Raw genomic sequence first — 15,121 nt, 5'->3', positions numbered from 1 at the left:
CTGTGTCAAGATTTATCTAAATTTTCTATTCATTCGAGCTTCTGAACTCGGAATTTCCACCTTTTTACTCGAACATTGAGCTTCTGAACTCGGAACTTCCACCTTTTTACTCGAACATTCAGCCTCTGAACTCGGAATTTCCACCTTTTTACTCGAACATTCAGCCTCTGAACTCGGAACTTCCACCTTTTTACTCGAACATTGAGCTTCTGAACTCGGAACTTCCACCTTTTTACTCGAACATTCAGCCTCTGAACTCGGAACTTCCACCTTTTTGCTCGAACATTCAGCCTCTGAACTCGGAATTCTCAGAATTTGCTTTCCAAAGTTGGGTTGACTGATATCTTGCAGCATTCTCAATTATCTCAACCCGACTAAAAACTATTTTCAGATCACTGATTCTACTTTGACATGGGGAAAAATTGTATAACATGGCAAACACAACATTAACTAACATCGCTGCTGAATTGACAGAGGTAGCTGCTAGGCTACGCCTACGCACTGTCAAAGTAAAAAGCGGCTCTTTGGGAGTCGGTTCTGGTGTAATTTGGCAATCTGACGGGCTAATTATTACTAATGCCCATGTTGCAACCAGCAACCGCGCAACTGTGGAATTGGCAGACGGAAGGGTATTTGATGCGGTGCGTACACAATTTGATCCACAGCAGGATTTAGCAGCCCTGAAAATTGTCGCCACTAATTTAACTGCTGCAACCATTGGTAATTCTGAGGCGCTACGAGTGGGTGAATTAGTTTTAGCGGTGGGTAATCCCTTTGCTGACAGTGGTGCTGTGACAACTGGAATTATTTATGCAAATAATCCACGGGCTGTTATGGCTGATTTGCAGCTATATCCTGGAAACTCTGGGGGGCCACTTGCCGATTGTAAAGGCCTTGTTGTGGGAATTAATACGATGATTGTTAATGGTTTGGCTGTGGCAGTTCCCAGCAGCACTGTTGAGCGTTTTGTACAGGGTAATAGTCGTCCGCAGCTGGGAGTTACACTGCAACCTGTGCTTTTAAGTAGGCGTAGCTTGGGTTTATTGGTGTTATCAATTTTACCTAACAGTGCGGCGGAAACTGCTGGTGTGCAAATCGGCGATGTTTTAATTGGAGTTTCGGGGCGATTATTCACTAGCATGAATGACTTATCCAAATATCTCCATGACAGTAAAGGATCTGTACCGCTACAACTCCTACGCGGTGGGCAGCAATTCGTGATTTATGTTGAGGTGCAGTCTGGTAAAACTGCTGTGGAGGCGACATGATCCGAGTGATGGTAGTTGCCACTTCCCCTGTAGTGCGGGCAGGGTTATCAGCTGTGGTGACTACCAATCCTCGGCTGACGGTTGTGGGGAGTGCATCCGATTTGGATGTATTGGCGAGTGAAGTTGGGCAATTACAGCCAGATGTGGTGCTGGTAGATTTGAGTGGCAATCTTCAACAATCTGTGTGGGAAAAATTGCTGGTTATTCAAGAGGAACAATACCCATTGGCAATGATCGTCATTGTTGAAGAACTTGACAGCATTGATTTAGAGACGGGATTACGTTCTGGTATCCGGGGGATATTGCCCAGTACTAGCACAGAGTCAGAAATTGTTGCTGCTGTGGAGGCGATCGCTTATGGTTTGGTGGTGCTGCACCCGGATGCTATAGAATTATTATCTATCCGGGAAAAAGTGGTGGCAAATCCCGTACAAACCTTGACACCACGGGAGATAGAGGTTTTAGGAATGCTTGGTTCTGGGTTGGGGAATAAAGCGATCGCTAAAGGCTTGCACATTTCGGAGCATACCGTCAAATTTCATCTCTCATCTATTTTTCAAAAGCTCACTGTCTCCAGCCGCACTGAGGCTGTTGCTGTGGGTGTGCGACTGGGTTTGATTATGCTTTGATCTGTAGTGATTATCAGTTGAATGCAATTGCTCATCAGCTAAGATCCCGTCTAAGGAATAAGAATTAAATAACATACAATTTATGTCCCTGACTTACCTCACCCTCAATCCCTCTCCTTATAAAGGAGACGGAAGCAAGATAGAGGATGAAGTTTTGCATTTTATTTAATCCACGTTCCTAAGGAGCGCTTGAAGTCTTCTTGGTCTTAAAGGGGTACACCGATTTATGCTCGTGATATCCTTTATTGATGACACGCCCTCAACGCACATATTTCTCCGATTGAAAGAATTACCATGACTTCTGACAAACATTCTGTATCCTTGGATGACGCACGACGAATACTAGCGGCTGGAGAAGCGAAGGCTCGTGCAATCGGACAACCAATGAATCTGGCGGTTGTTGATGCTGGCGGGAATCTTGTTGCTCATATTCGGATGGATGGAGCGTGGATCGGAAGTATCGATATCTCAATTAACAAGGCATTTACTGCTCGTGCGTTTGATCTCTCTACCAAATCCCTTGCTGAGGATGCTCAACCAGGAAAACAATTTTATGGTATTCACGCCTCAAATGGAGGAAGAATCATGATCTTTGCCGGGGGTATACCACTTCAACGCGATGAGCAGATAGTTGGTGCGATCGGAGTAAGTGGTGGTAGCGGTGAACAGGATCAAGCTGTAGCTGAGGCAGCTGTCGCAGCTTTCTAATACCATTTAGACATCTTTAAAATAGAAGCAGCGCCCATTTAGCAGTGAGATTAGCAAGTCCACCCAAAAATCGTAACCACACCGAACTATTGTAGTCATCTACCAAACACCAGGAGGAAACGCGCGTTTCCTCCTGGTGTTTTTGGACGTGACATACAGCCTCCAATGAGGGCATGGTGTATATATCACATTTGATTCATTACTTGTATGAACATTTTAATGCTATCTTCCACCTTTCCCTACCCACCAACACGTGGGGGAACCCAAGTCAGGACATTTAATTTACTTAAATACCTAAGTCAACGCCATACTGTTACCCTGGCGACTCAACGCGAGGGCGATGTTACAGACGCAGAAGTAGCAGGATTACGCGATTGTGTGGATCATCTAGCCATTTTTGAACGTCCGCCAGATTCTCAAACCACCGGAATATTGCAGAAAATACAGCGATTTAATAGATTTTTGCAGCAGGGGACACCGCCAAGCGTACTCAACCGCTACTCAGTTGAGATGCAAACATGGGTTGATAACTGGGTGGAAGCGGGAAAATGCGATGTAATTACCTGCGAACATAGCGTCAATGAAATTTATGTGCGATCGCATTTTCCCAAACAACTAAAAACTATAGTTAATGTTCATAGTTCAGTTTACGCTACTTGTCGCAACCAACTATCAACGGGCATTTCCGAAAATTCCCTTAGAGACAAAATTAATCTGCCACTTTTACGGCGTTATGAGCAAAACTACTGTGCTAAGTTTTCGGCAATCGTTGCGACAACAGAAGAAGATAAAATTCAACTAGAAGAATTTAACCCCAATAGTGAAATTACAGTTATTCCCAATGGTGTAGATTTAATTTCTTTCCCCAACCGTACCAACGATCCCGGTGGACACCGTTTAATTTTCATCGGTGCAATGGATAATTTGGCAAACATTGATGCTGTCTGCTTTTTCAGCAACGAAGTTTTGCCAGAAATCCAAAAATTGTATCCTGATACAACTTTCGATATTGTCGGTTCTCATCCCGTAGCAGAAGTTTTAGCACTTGCTCAAAAACCAGGAATTAATGTGCTTGGGCGTGTACCTTCGATGGCAGAATATTTACATCAAGCCACCATCTGCGTTGTACCGATGCGGACTGGGTTTGGGATTAAAAATAAAACTTTAGAAGCAATGGCAGCTGGTGTACCTATAGTAGCGAGCGATCGCGGTTTAGAAGGATTAGCCGTAGATGTTGCTGGTCATCCATTACGGGCATTACGAGCAAATAAACCGACAGAGTACGTCACCGCTATTAGTCAACTATTTGATCATCCACATCTGCGTTCAGAATTGTCTCACAACGGCAGACAACTAGTAGAAACAGAATTCACTTGGGATATTGCTGGTAAAAGCTATGAACAAGTTTGTCTTAGGAGATAGTAATACTAATTCGTCATTAGCACATACATAAAACTTTCTTGTTTCTGTGGGACAAATATATGTAGAGACGTTGCATTGCAACGTCTCTATATCGGTTGTGCAAATTATCTTATCTAAATCGTATTGGTTTTTAGTTAGCTGGTGAATAGGCACGTCAATTATTGTCAAATCTAGTCGAACAACCTAACACAAGTAATTTCTTCTGCTTACATTTCTTCTTATTTTGGAGAGTAATCAAATAATTATCAACGTAGCGAAAAGCAGCTGCACCGTCGTAATCAGCAATAGCGATCGCTTGCAAGAAAACCTTTGAGGGAATTTCAAACCCTAAAAATTTTTCTGTTAAGATTAATAAATCTTCATCTGTGGCAGGAAAAGTAGTTTCTTCTGCCCCTTCTGAATCAGAAAATATATCATCAATTAATGCTTTGTACACTTTGTACCTCCCCAAAAGCATAAGATGCAAAGCCTGTAATGAAGTTTAGCTGCTGATCGCGAGTTTGTAAGTTAACAGGGAGTTCAGTACCAGGACATCCGATTTCCCGTAAAATTTCCAAACAATAAGCACCGAGTTGAGTGTATGGAGCTTGCTCCAATTCTTGAGCTACTTCTAGAGCCATCTCCAAATTGACTTGGATAACCGTCTTTACAGGGTTGGTCATAAATCCGCCCTAATAAACTGGATGCTCTAAGTTTTGATCGCAATCACAAATAGCGTAACGGTGTTTTTGCGGAATTTATGAAGAGGGGAAATTAAAGTATCAGCGCATTTGCGGTAATGTACCCAAAATTATGCAAACTAGGCCCAGAGCTAGGCAATTTCTATCCAAGTGCGATGCCTGTCTAAATAAGTATAAATATATACAGATATTCCAATATTATTGCCAATATACTTACTTTTTGTGGGATAGACCAAAAAGCCCACCCCATAATATTGGATAATTTATTTATTATAAATCCCTGATATCTAGTTTTGCAGAGTAGTTTAACAACAGAGGCAGGAAGAATACTGTCCTCAGCAAGGGTTTAAGTCAATAACACCAATATCTCTGCCACAGTTGGATTGCAATATGCTGGGGGTCTGTCTCTTGGGCGTTTGGTAGAGAAACCACTACCAAATTGTATCCCTCCTGCCCCCTGCCTTCTTCATGCTTTGACCTTAGCTTTAGACCAGACACCATTTTCATCTTCATCATATTGCTGGTGAATAGCCTCCCAAGCAGCTTGTTCGGCTGTGATCTCGTCACTTTTTTCTTTTCTTTGAATACAGCATTATAGCGCTCAATGAATGTACTCTGGGCTTCATCAGAAAGATGAGCGCGAACTTCAGAAGACAAATCTGCCGGACTGTTGCACTGTCCAGAACAAGAACGAGCCAGAGTTTTCTCCATTGTGTGATATTTCTTCGCCACCAGCACTTTCGAGCAGCAATTGAAATTCGCCAGTGCGATCGCTTTCAACTTCTGCGATCACGAAAAATTCGCCAGCTTGTAAGCGAGTTTGGTAAATAGCCGCTTTATCTTCTGGCATTCCCAAAGTAGTTAGAACCGATACTAGACTGGCACCTGCACTACTTGCGATCGCTCCGCTAGCAGCTCCCAACAGCACTGCACTAATAGGCCCTGCTGCTACGATTGGGCCGACAAAGGGAATAAACAATACGCCTACACCCTTGAGTTAAGAAAATTGTCGGTTGGGTAGTAGCTTGCTTTCCCGCAAGGGTACAAAGTAAAACCCAACAAAGTCACAGAAGTGTTGGGTTTTGTTCCTCAAACGCCACTTGCTTCAACGGGGGGAACCCCCGTTGAAGCAAGTGGTTCCCCAACCTACGTAGAAGTTGAGTTTTAGGCTTAACTGAACTGTATGGGATGCAAGCAGATTAATTCTTTCACATCAATTGAGGGAAGAATTAATCCTCCCTCAGCCATCCTTGACTCAGATGTTATGAGTATGAGCTATACACCTACGGGAGTCTTAGCCCCTGCTGCTGGCTGTCTACCATCTGCATCTATTGCCTCGCCTTCAATAAATGAACGCAGCATCCAAGCTATCTCTTCATGCTGTTCGAGTAGTCCAGTCAAAAAGTCGGCAGTTCCTTGATCGTGGAACTTTTCACCAGACTGATCCAAATGGTCTCTCAAATTACGAATAACTTGCTCGTGATCGTCCACTAAATTAGCTACCATTCCTGTTGCAGTGGGCACACTACCAGCATGTTCCTTGAGGGTAGCAATCTTAAGAAATCCCTCCAATGAGCCAACTGGATAACCGCCTAAAGCACGAATCCGCTCTGCCACAGCATCAATATTTAGAGTCAGTTTTTGGTAGTGTTCTTCCCAAAGCTGGTGCAAAGAGCGGAACTGAGGACCAACGACATCCCAGTGGTACTTTTTGGTTTTCACCAGCAGTAAATAGGCATCTGCCAAATCTTGATTCAACAGATTAATTACACCTTGACGCTGTTCGTCCGTCAAACCAATGTTTATCGCACGCATTGTTTTCCATCCCTAAGCAAACATATCTATTAATTTGCCAAATTTTCCACCTAATCCACATCAACCAAAGGAAATATTATGAGTTGAGATTAATTATTACATTACATAGTTATACCTATGCCTTAATAGGTAGTACCATTCAGTCGATAGAGAATTTAGCAATTAGCTACATTTCCTTGTTTTTTATCAGCTAAAAAAATAGATACAAATATTAATATAATAAGTAGTAATGGGCGATCGCGTAAACGCGATCGCCCATTACTAACAAAAAATTACCAAGGTATTAACTCTGTTACTTACCTGTAACTTTGTCCAAGAAACTCTTTGTTTTTTCTTCCACTGAGGTTGCACCCTGGGAATTTTCAGGACTCTTTTGCTTGTCAATATCAGCCGCTCCCTGAACTTCATTGAGTCCTTTATTGGACTCCTTTTGAACCTTTTTCAGTCCCGCTGGTGGTTCTTTAGCAGCTTCGTCAGTTTTGCGCTGAATGTCAAGCAGTTGTGTAGTACCTTCGGTGGGATTACTTTGGTAGCTATCGATTGCAAAAGCAGGAAAAGCATTAGAGAATAATAATAGGGCGCTAGTAAAAGCCACTACTAGAAAACGCACTGGACGGAAAATAGATAAAACAGAAGTAATCATCTTCATTTGAAATCCTCGATAACAGCTTTTAACAACGCAGAACTTTTACTTAAAGAGCGAAGCATATACCTTTAGTTAGCAATTTTAAGCAATAATATAAACTGGCAAGCTCCGCTTCAATTTAGAAGTTCTTGAAAAACGAACCTGATGAAGAAATTTCTTTTTTCTTTCTGCACCGGATTAGTAAGGGATAATAAGCAAATACCACCTTAACTCTTTAGCAAAATCATTAGATTTCACAAAATCATTAGATTTGATAATTGAAATCCTTTATTCTAGGTTCCCTATTTACACTTTTACTTTGAAAAAGCTAAGGTCTGCATCAATCTCTAGAATGAAGTTTACTGCATCTTTAGTTGCAATAAAATCAGTCTCTAGGTATATCGACTTAATCTAGTTTTGGCAGGTTAATGGCTGCACTATTTATGTTCAGTTAGCTCGACTTTATCCAATCAAAGGAATTTAAGGAATAAGCATTTGAGAGGAAATTTGTAAAGTATTAATTTATATAAAGATTAAAGCTCTTGCATAAATCAAAAATAAAGAACCCCACCCCGCTGAGTAAAGCAAACACTCCCCTCCCCAAGGCATCGGGGAGGGGTTGGGGGTGGGGTGTTAGGGACTTTTGCAAGAGGTCTATTCTCCTTAATCCCCTTTCATAAAAGGAGAAAAATAAATCTTTTCTTTAAACTTGATAAGTCTGCCTTATTACCTCTTCTATTGAACTTACCCGATGGAACATTTCTATTAATTCATGGGATCTTGTTTTTCGCTTTGCCAGCAGCACTTTTAACGGCGTTAAATAATGAACATCTGGGTCATCTTCTAAAGCAACTTCGGCTGCTTGTAATACTTTTGTCGCATTTTCAAAAATATCTTCGTTTTCAAACGCTTCTTTTGCAGAAAGTTGGTGCAACGCTGCATCGGGTACAGTTGCTCTACCCGGTAAGGTTTCATCTAACACCAAACCCTTTAATAATATCAGCAAAGCCGCATAGATTAAAAAATCATCACAACTATCACAAGCCTTAAATTCGATGCGTCCCACTTCAGCCGGAATGCGGGCAATTTTTGTTAAGGCAGGTATGCTATTAATCAGCTGTTCTTCTTTTTGAACAAAAACCAGAGTAGCTGGTCTTTTTCCAGTTCTGATAAATGTTCGTACCGATAGTCCATCCCATAAACCTCCATTATAAAAGGGAGAGCTATAACTAAAAGGAACGATATAGGGACTGTAATAAGTTAACTTTCTGCCAATATCAATCACATCTTCCGTTGACAAATCTGCCACTGAAATATTTAAATCTGGCCCATAAGATACCATGTGAATATTAGCAGTTTGTTCGTCAGGATAAGGTTCTAGCTGTTTGATTTCATAATTGTTTAATGGGGGTTGAGGCTCAAAAGCTGGATTGTAGGGATTGAAACTAACCAAAACTGGTGATAAGCCAAAGTCAGCAGCAACCTCACGTAGCAAGTCAAAACTTTCTGATAATTCAGTAATAGCGCCTTGAATATTAGAATGGATAGTTGTTCTAATTTCAATACCTTTAACATGACAGTCTATCACTTTATCAGAATCCGCAAATCTTTCAAATCCCTCAATGTACCATCTCTTCATCTTAATACCCGCATCACCAACGCGGAGTTGAGGATAGTCACTGGGGTATATAGGTAGCCTTTCAATAATTTGATTGAAATCAGCAAATTTTGTGTGGGAAAAATCAGCAAACTTTCCCTCATTGTTCAAGAAAGCGACTTCATGTTCAATGCCAAAGAAAAACATTATATATAATACCTTAATTTTTTAGAGTTAACTAATTTATTTCATTAATACCAAACGCTCGCAATCCCACAGAAAAGGAAGTAGCATCAGTAAACGATTCATTAGAGAAAAACGTCGGCGATATTTAGCTGGCAGGTTCACATACTTAAAAAATTCCATCCCTCTGTAGCGCTTACGGTCTTGAACCTTATAAATATTTGAGACACTCCCATCAAATTCACTTTAAATAGAAAAATTATCAACAACGCTACAAATGGATTTTACCTTAAGACCGACTGTTGCAATTTGAAAACTTCTCTGATTTATTTTTCTGTGCTGCTTCTACTATCTTCATAGTCATTGGGTAAGCTAGCTTAGTAGTGACTGAGGAAAGCTTGAGACGTGAGTTTATGACAAGTACCGTTCAATCCCCCTACAGCAACGAACAGATTGCTGCTTGGTTGCGTGGACTGCTCACCATTGCTTGGGCAGATGGTAATTTTGACGATCAAGAACAGGAATTAATTGCCAGCATCACCAAAAATGAATTAGCTCCTAAGATTAAATGCGACTCACTAGAGATAATTACCCCACAGGAATTAGCCGCAGCCTTGGGTAAAGGTACACCAGCCGCGGAAAATTTCTTAAGGACAGCGGTGATGGTAGCGATCGCGGATGGTACTTATTCTCCCAGCGAAGATAAGGTTCTGCAACAGTTTTGTCAAGCTTTGGAACTGCCAGAGAAGTTGTTGTCAGCCCTTCGCCACACTCTGGAACACCCACAGCAAATTATCCCCACTATGGCCAGCACTGGGCTGACAAAGCGTCAAATCAATGCCCTACACCACCTGCGTGACTGGCTCAATGGGCTAGATATCCAAGACCCAAGAGTAGCCCGCTTTTTGTGTAAAATGATTCCCGCCCAGTGTCCCTTTGAACGGGATGTCACCCTATTTGGACGCAAGATTGTGCATATCCCACCGATGTGTAAAATTAACCCGTTATATGAGCAGCTGGTGGGCTTACGTTTTCGCGCCCTCTCCTATTTAGCAGATAAATGTGGTGAAGATGTTTCACCATATATTTGAGTAGGGAGTAGGGTGTCAGGGAGCAGGGGACAAGGGGGAGAATAAAAATTACCTCTTTCTCCTGTGCCCAAGGTCTAATGCCCAATGCTAAATAAATAGTTCGTAGTTGAGTGGAAAATCTGACTCTGCTTTTGGGAATACTTGATTTATTCACCTGACTAATCTAGAACTCAGGCATTATCAATATGAAGCAGTTTACTAAAGTCTCTCTTAGTGAAGTGCAAGAGAACCTCATCCCACAAGATTTAATGCAAGACAAGGTGGTATTAATTGGTGCTACCCCTGAGAGTTGGAAGGATCTATTCTATACGCCTTACAGCAGTAATGTCTTGACTGACCCAGAACGAATGGCGGGTGTAACAATTCATGCTAATTTGATTAGTCAAATTTTAAGTGCGGCAATAGAAAAGTCAACGAACAAAATCAGCAAATGAATTTCCCAATTCTGGAAATGGGAATTGGGATTAATACAGGCGAGGCTGTAGCGGTAAATGTTGGTTCTCAAAAACGCGCTCAATATACAGTTATTGGCAGTCATGTTAATTTGGCTGCTCGAATTGAATTTTATACAGTGGGAGGACAGATTTTAATTTCCGAAAATACCTATAAGGATGCCAATATTGACCTCAAAATTGCTGGACAACTACAAATAGAACCTAAAGGAATAAAACATCCTGTGACAATTTGTGAAATTCATGGCATTGGCGGTAAATATAATTTACTCTTGCCTAAATATGATCAAAGAATGGTCATTCTCACTCAAGAAGTACCTGTAAAATACACTATTTTGCAGGGAAAATATGCAGTGGTAACAGTATTTATGGGAGATTTTATTAACCTCTCAGAAAAAGGGGCGCAACTGCGTAGACGCCCAGCGTCTTGTCAGCAGACATCGCCACATTCTTTAGAACTCTTGAGTAATCTCAAACTCAAGTTATTGATTGAAGCAGAAATGGCTACAGAAGAAGAACATATCTATGCGAAAGTGATCGAACAATCTCATGTTGACGAGCATCTTTTTCTGCTTCGGTTTACAGCTGTTTCCCCAAAAGCTGACGCAATTCTCAATGCACTGCGTCAGCCTGGGTGAGATTAGGGCATCAATATTGAAATGGGAGGTGTATGTAAATAGGGTAAACCGAAAAAGTAGGTAGTCTAGCTTTTTCTAAAACAGTAACAATTGTTGCTGATAGAACCAAGCGATCGCGGTAAGATTTTGGACTTAAGCCCGATCTAACTCCAATAACTCCTTAATAATTCGTAATTCGTAATTTCTCGTATGAAGCAACTAAGTTGAGTTGTGGAGTTCAAAATATGATTTCTTCTAAAACTGAGATTCAATTACACCCAAAAGACAAATGACAAACGGAAACAACTTTCAAAGATTAGTAGAACTTGCAAATGATTATGGAATTATTTGCGAGCCAACACCAGAAGAATGTTTGATTGCATCCTTGCCTGGAGACGATGATTTCTTATTAGCTTTTACTTGGTCTGGTACTATTGAGGGAGAGCCGCCAGAGCATGAGTTAATCGCAATTAGTGTACAAGATATAGTCAAAGAAGTTACCGTTGCAGCTTGGCAGATTCCTTTTTATTTATTCGGAAACGTTTTAAGACAGGCTCAAATGCTTGTCGCTGCTCACAAAGATTTTGTTAGCTAAGAAACAAGTCCTAATTACAAATTACTATCCCTGTCCACAGTGGCAGGGATTTTTATTTGAACTACTGCGCCCACGGCAAGAGTTGCTGACACCGATTGTCAGCTTTAAAGATTTAGAAAATATTAAATAAACGTGAGTTATACAAATCACAAAACAGCAGGAGATAGAGCAGTTAAGCCTTTGGGGTAAATATCGAAAAATCGGAATTGTTACAAGCTATATAATAGCTTGTCGTCCTAGCTAAAATTTCCCGTTGACGGGAACTTTTATTAAAATACTTTGTTTATGGATTCACTCAACGATTGACAATCACATCAACTATAGAGCATTTCTAAGTTTAGTCAAACCCCCGCTTCAAGCTATTCAAATTTTCCTTTCTATCTCTTTTGCTTTTTGATAACCTACTTTGTAAAAACGAATATTTGCAGTAAACCATTGTTTAGGTTTTTGGTTTCAATAATCCATAGTTCCTTTTATCTCGTCGGGTGTAACACTATTTTAATCTTTAATTAGATCAATGGACATATAACCATGCTTTGGTTCACCATCAAATGTTTGAAATACAATAAATATTTTTTTCTCTAATGGTAATATAGCAGCCGATTGACTTGTCCACGTAACATCTCTTTGTTTAAATGGAGTATTATTAGAGATTTTTTTACAATTTTCTACTTTTTTTTTTCACCAATCAAATGTCTAGTGACACTAGAAGTCTGATTTATGTGTACATTTCTTAATCTTTTTTTACAACCATCCTCGAAAAAAACAGTATCTTTTATATTTACCTCAGCTTCATAGACCCAATCTCCTGAAATTTTTATTTCATTTAATAATTTCTGATCTCCCACAAGAGTAATACTTGTATATTGGTCTCTACTCATAACATCAATCCCTGGAAATTTACCAGTCCAAAAAAGACCGAGAAAGATTCCTCCTACACCAGTAACTAAAGCAGCTTTCCAAAGAGTATCAATTAATTGATTTAAATTTTGTAACATAGTAAGTATGTTACATACTCTGTAATAAAAATTACTTTACATAAGTTTCAATGTTTTCTATCATAATAAATAAAAATATTTATATTTCAGTACCAGTACCTCTGTGATCGTATCACCAAGGCATAACCAGATAATCTTTGAAAATCAAACGCAGCATAATTGAAGTAAATAAATTAATTTTTCCAGTTTTCATCTCTTCTATCTGGATTTTTAACCGGCCGCTACTTAAATGCTACTTAAAAGGGTAGCCTAGAAGAGTCACTTTTCTCACTCTATGACGTGTCATGTTGCCGAAACCGAAGAAATATTGGACACCTTCAAATTGGGCAAGTTGGAAACCTTTTGGCATTGGCGAACAGTACCCTAACAACTACTGGGAGGTCTAAGTTATATCTGCAATATCAATACTTTCAACGTTTTTTTTGATTTCTGCTACTTGTTTGCTACTTGAAACAACTATTTTTACCCTGATTTGTAGCGATCGCAAGCAACAATTGTGCTACTCAAATGCTACTCATTTTTAGCGATCGCGCTTTATAACAGATGCCTGTCTGCGTTGCCGAGTCGAACGGCTTACCACATTCCCTATTCGGGCGAGGACAACTACCCGCTGATATCCTCCCACTGGATGCAGGGCGATCATTTATCATTCTATTCATCTCGACAAGTGACAAAATGGAGATTATGCCCTGACAGAGGCGTAAGGCAAGCCTTTGCATTTATCAGGGCAATTCTATTGTACAAAATGGAGATTATGACTCCTTATTACAAGTTAGAAGGACACATACCTATTGCTGTTGATTTTGAGGAATGGGCCGCCTGGCGTACAACCGCTAACACACAAGTTATTCTTTCTGTTATTCACAGTTTCATTAGCGTTTCAACTGTATTCACTGGGATAAATATTGGGACTGTTGAACAGCCCAAGATTTTTGAGTCATTAGTAACTGGAGGGAGTTGCGATCGCGAAAAACGCTTCTACTCAACTTGGGATGAGGCGATATCTGGTCATTACGACCTAATCATCCAGTCCATCGCCATGACTCCTTACCCACTAATTGTCTAGAGTGACCCTAAAAGTTTCAGTTACCCTGAATCCCCAAAAGGTTTTTTGGCTGCTTGCCAAGCCTCAACACAGTTCCAAGCTTCATCGTAAGAGTTATGGACGTGAGTGCATAACCCATGAGGTTTATTTCCATTGGATCTAGAAGTTAGTCGCCATCTGCCAGTTTTCTGACCAGAATCAATGATTTCCAAAACTTCAACTATTTCCATAAATCTCCAGTGAGTTAATCGCCGCAAATCCCCACAAAGCAACCCCAGAGAGTAAATTGAAATAACGCACATGGGAAAACAGCGTCCGGTTGCCTGTACATTATCAACGCCTGCTAGAAGGTAATGGGCATAGTGCAGTGAGAGGTAAAACTCTTGCAGGGTGGGAAGCAGGGAAAAAATACTTGTGCGAATTACTTTTGGGGCTGTGGCTGTTCACCAGATGCGGGTCGCTGTACCAAATACCCCAGTATGGCTGTAGCAAAACCGCCGACAGTGCCAGCAACAGTTTGATTAATCGCCCCAATGCTGCCAAGGAAGTTTGCAGCCCCAGCAGCCAGCCCCAAAATGGTAGTTAGGGTGTTAAGAGTTGATTTAGACATAATAATTGACCTTTGTTTGTAGTTAAGAGTATTTTTGATTGCCAATCATGTAAGCTTTGATTTCTCGCAATTCGTTAGACATGACATTCATCTGGTCTTCAAGATCCTCAAAGCCATGAGCGATATTTTTGGAAATGTCTAGCTGGTTGTTGACAAGATGGTTAAAGTCACGCCTTTCATTTAGAGCTTGTTCGGCATCCTTGACAGCTTTTTGAATAATTTGTTGTCTTCTGCCGATCCACCAAGCCACCCAGCCAGAGACTGCGCCACTAAGAGCTAGTAAAAAGCTGAATGTACTAGCATCAAATTTCATCTTTTTGACCTTGTTATCTTACCCAGAAATTACCGCCGATTTAATAACATCTAATTCCTGTTCAATTATTGTGCGGCTATCACCTTCGTATTGGTAAATTCCCAAATTACAAGAAATAAACCATTTAGGAACCTGAATTTCCAATTGATAATTATTTGATAAATTATCAGAAATTGCTAAATTAAATCTCCCCAAAAATAATGGCTTTCGCTTATCAATATCTATTTCTCCCAGAGATGAATCTGTAAACCGGGAAAGACTACCGGCATAAGACCATCGCTTGCCAGTGGGTATTGTAGTATTAATAGCAATACCCAACACTGCTTTATCCAGAATTATGCCAGGACGAATTGGTGTGATCTTGGCGTAATAAGTCTTACCTCCAACGGTTCCTATTACCGTTGCAGGGATAGACACCGAATACATCAATTGCCAATTGGATTCAGTAGATAAATCCAAGTTTCTAGTCATTC

The 15,121-nt window shown here is 40.5% G+C and carries 21 protein-coding genes and 1 pseudogene; 9 read left to right on the top strand and 13 right to left on the bottom strand.

The genetic code is table 11. From position 1 onward, the window contains the following. Positions 1 to 12: 12 nt before the first annotated feature. Positions 13 to 354, bottom strand: coding sequence for a hypothetical protein (locus NLP_RS15465; RefSeq protein WP_104907161.1), 342 nt, complete (start codon positions 352 to 354; stop codon positions 13 to 15). Positions 355 to 431: 77 nt separating this feature from the next. Between NLP_RS15465 and NLP_RS15460 the strand changes: the two genes are divergently transcribed. The 4 genes from NLP_RS15460 (at position 432) to NLP_RS15445 (ending at position 4,027) form a co-directional block, all read left to right on the top strand. Next, complete coding sequence (locus NLP_RS15460) at positions 432 to 1,268, top strand: S1C family serine protease (RefSeq protein ID WP_104907160.1); 837 nt, start codon at positions 432 to 434, stop codon at positions 1,266 to 1,268. Then, the gene (locus tag NLP_RS15455) at positions 1,265 to 1,897 is read left to right on the top strand and encodes a response regulator transcription factor (protein ID WP_104907159.1); all 633 of its coding nucleotides are present in this window, start codon (positions 1,265 to 1,267) and stop codon (positions 1,895 to 1,897) included. Before NLP_RS15460 ends, NLP_RS15455 begins: the two co-directional genes overlap by 4 nt. A gap of 294 nt (positions 1,898 to 2,191) precedes the next feature. After that, the gene (locus NLP_RS15450) at positions 2,192 to 2,605 is read left to right on the top strand and encodes a GlcG/HbpS family heme-binding protein (protein WP_104907158.1); all 414 of its coding nucleotides are present in this window, start codon (positions 2,192 to 2,194) and stop codon (positions 2,603 to 2,605) included. 207 nt (positions 2,606 to 2,812) lie between these two features. After that, positions 2,813 to 4,027 (top strand): glycosyltransferase family 4 protein, encoded by a 1,215-nt coding sequence (locus tag NLP_RS15445; RefSeq protein WP_104907157.1) that lies wholly within the window; start codon positions 2,813 to 2,815, stop codon positions 4,025 to 4,027. A gap of 154 nt (positions 4,028 to 4,181) precedes the next feature. Here the strand turns inward: NLP_RS15445 and NLP_RS15440 are convergent, their stop codons facing one another. From NLP_RS15440 to NLP_RS15415, 6 genes and pseudogenes are all read right to left on the bottom strand, one after another. Continuing rightward, positions 4,182 to 4,463 (bottom strand): hypothetical protein, encoded by a 282-nt coding sequence (locus tag NLP_RS15440; RefSeq protein WP_104907156.1) that lies wholly within the window; start codon positions 4,461 to 4,463, stop codon positions 4,182 to 4,184. Beyond that, positions 4,444 to 4,689, bottom strand: a complete 246-nt coding sequence (locus tag NLP_RS15435) for a hypothetical protein (RefSeq protein WP_104907155.1) — start codon at positions 4,687 to 4,689, stop codon at positions 4,444 to 4,446. Before NLP_RS15435 ends, NLP_RS15440 begins: the two co-directional genes overlap by 20 nt. A gap of 484 nt (positions 4,690 to 5,173) precedes the next feature. Continuing rightward, positions 5,174 to 5,704, bottom strand: a pseudogene (locus NLP_RS15430) (ChaB family protein); the annotation flags it as partial. Between the two features lie 278 nt (positions 5,705 to 5,982). After that, positions 5,983 to 6,522, bottom strand: a complete 540-nt coding sequence (locus tag NLP_RS15425; RefSeq protein WP_104907154.1) for a Dps family protein — start codon at positions 6,520 to 6,522, stop codon at positions 5,983 to 5,985. 292 nt (positions 6,523 to 6,814) lie between these two features. Then, complete coding sequence (locus NLP_RS15420) at positions 6,815 to 7,171, bottom strand: hypothetical protein (protein WP_104907153.1); 357 nt, start codon at positions 7,169 to 7,171, stop codon at positions 6,815 to 6,817. 679 nt (positions 7,172 to 7,850) lie between these two features. Continuing rightward, complete coding sequence (locus NLP_RS15415) at positions 7,851 to 8,951, bottom strand: glutamate-cysteine ligase family protein (protein WP_199784831.1); 1,101 nt, start codon at positions 8,949 to 8,951, stop codon at positions 7,851 to 7,853. A 389-nt stretch (positions 8,952 to 9,340) separates the two neighbouring features. Here NLP_RS15415 and NLP_RS15410 point away from each other — a divergent pair, with 389 nt between their 5' ends. The 4 genes from NLP_RS15410 (at position 9,341) to NLP_RS15400 (ending at position 11,682) form a co-directional block, all read left to right on the top strand. Then, positions 9,341 to 10,018 carry a Mo-dependent nitrogenase C-terminal domain-containing protein gene (locus NLP_RS15410; protein WP_104907151.1) on the top strand — a complete coding sequence of 226 codons (678 nt, stop codon included), beginning with the start codon at positions 9,341 to 9,343 and terminating at the stop codon, positions 10,016 to 10,018. A 185-nt stretch (positions 10,019 to 10,203) separates the two neighbouring features. After that, positions 10,204 to 10,452 (top strand): CHASE2 domain-containing protein, encoded by a 249-nt coding sequence (locus NLP_RS35795; protein ID WP_325034749.1) that lies wholly within the window; start codon positions 10,204 to 10,206, stop codon positions 10,450 to 10,452. Further along, positions 10,449 to 11,108, top strand: coding sequence for an adenylate/guanylate cyclase domain-containing protein (locus tag NLP_RS15405; protein ID WP_325034748.1), 660 nt, complete (start codon positions 10,449 to 10,451; stop codon positions 11,106 to 11,108). Before NLP_RS35795 ends, NLP_RS15405 begins: the two co-directional genes overlap by 4 nt. 268 nt (positions 11,109 to 11,376) lie before the next feature. Further along, positions 11,377 to 11,682 (top strand): hypothetical protein, encoded by a 306-nt coding sequence (locus NLP_RS15400; RefSeq protein WP_104907150.1) that lies wholly within the window; start codon positions 11,377 to 11,379, stop codon positions 11,680 to 11,682. A 668-nt stretch (positions 11,683 to 12,350) separates the two neighbouring features. Here NLP_RS15400 and NLP_RS15395 read toward each other — a convergent pair. Further along, the gene (locus NLP_RS15395; RefSeq protein WP_104907149.1) at positions 12,351 to 12,680 is read right to left on the bottom strand and encodes a hypothetical protein; all 330 of its coding nucleotides are present in this window, start codon (positions 12,678 to 12,680) and stop codon (positions 12,351 to 12,353) included. Between the two features lie 520 nt (positions 12,681 to 13,200). Next, positions 13,201 to 13,323: a hypothetical protein gene (locus NLP_RS35565; RefSeq protein ID WP_267894925.1), complete on the bottom strand. Its 123-nt coding sequence runs from the start codon at positions 13,321 to 13,323 to the stop codon at positions 13,201 to 13,203. Positions 13,324 to 13,434: 111 nt separating this feature from the next. On the opposite strand from NLP_RS35565, the gene NLP_RS15390 reads away from it, so the two are divergent. Continuing rightward, on the top strand, positions 13,435 to 13,746 hold the full coding sequence (locus tag NLP_RS15390) for a hypothetical protein (protein ID WP_158680399.1): 312 nt from the start codon (positions 13,435 to 13,437) through the stop codon (positions 13,744 to 13,746). Between the two features lie 20 nt (positions 13,747 to 13,766). Here the strand turns inward: NLP_RS15390 and NLP_RS15385 are convergent, their stop codons facing one another. The 4 genes from NLP_RS15385 to NLP_RS15370 all read right to left on the bottom strand — a co-directional run bounded on the left by NLP_RS15385 (position 13,767) and on the right by NLP_RS15370 (position 15,119). Beyond that, positions 13,767 to 13,955 (bottom strand): hypothetical protein, encoded by a 189-nt coding sequence (locus NLP_RS15385; protein ID WP_104907147.1) that lies wholly within the window; start codon positions 13,953 to 13,955, stop codon positions 13,767 to 13,769. A 191-nt stretch (positions 13,956 to 14,146) separates the two neighbouring features. Then, positions 14,147 to 14,335: a hypothetical protein gene (locus tag NLP_RS15380; protein WP_104907146.1), complete on the bottom strand. Its 189-nt coding sequence runs from the start codon at positions 14,333 to 14,335 to the stop codon at positions 14,147 to 14,149. 22 nt (positions 14,336 to 14,357) lie between these two features. After that, positions 14,358 to 14,648, bottom strand: coding sequence for a hypothetical protein (locus NLP_RS15375; RefSeq protein WP_104907145.1), 291 nt, complete (start codon positions 14,646 to 14,648; stop codon positions 14,358 to 14,360). An 18-nt stretch (positions 14,649 to 14,666) separates the two neighbouring features. Continuing rightward, positions 14,667 to 15,119 (bottom strand): hypothetical protein, encoded by a 453-nt coding sequence (locus NLP_RS15370; protein WP_104907144.1) that lies wholly within the window; start codon positions 15,117 to 15,119, stop codon positions 14,667 to 14,669. Positions 15,120 to 15,121 lie beyond the last annotated feature (2 nt).

This window comes from Nostoc sp. 'Lobaria pulmonaria (5183) cyanobiont', assembly GCF_002949795.1.
Taxonomy (GTDB): domain Bacteria; phylum Cyanobacteriota; class Cyanobacteriia; order Cyanobacteriales; family Nostocaceae; genus Nostoc.
This window is presented reverse-complemented; position numbering and strand designations above follow the sequence as displayed.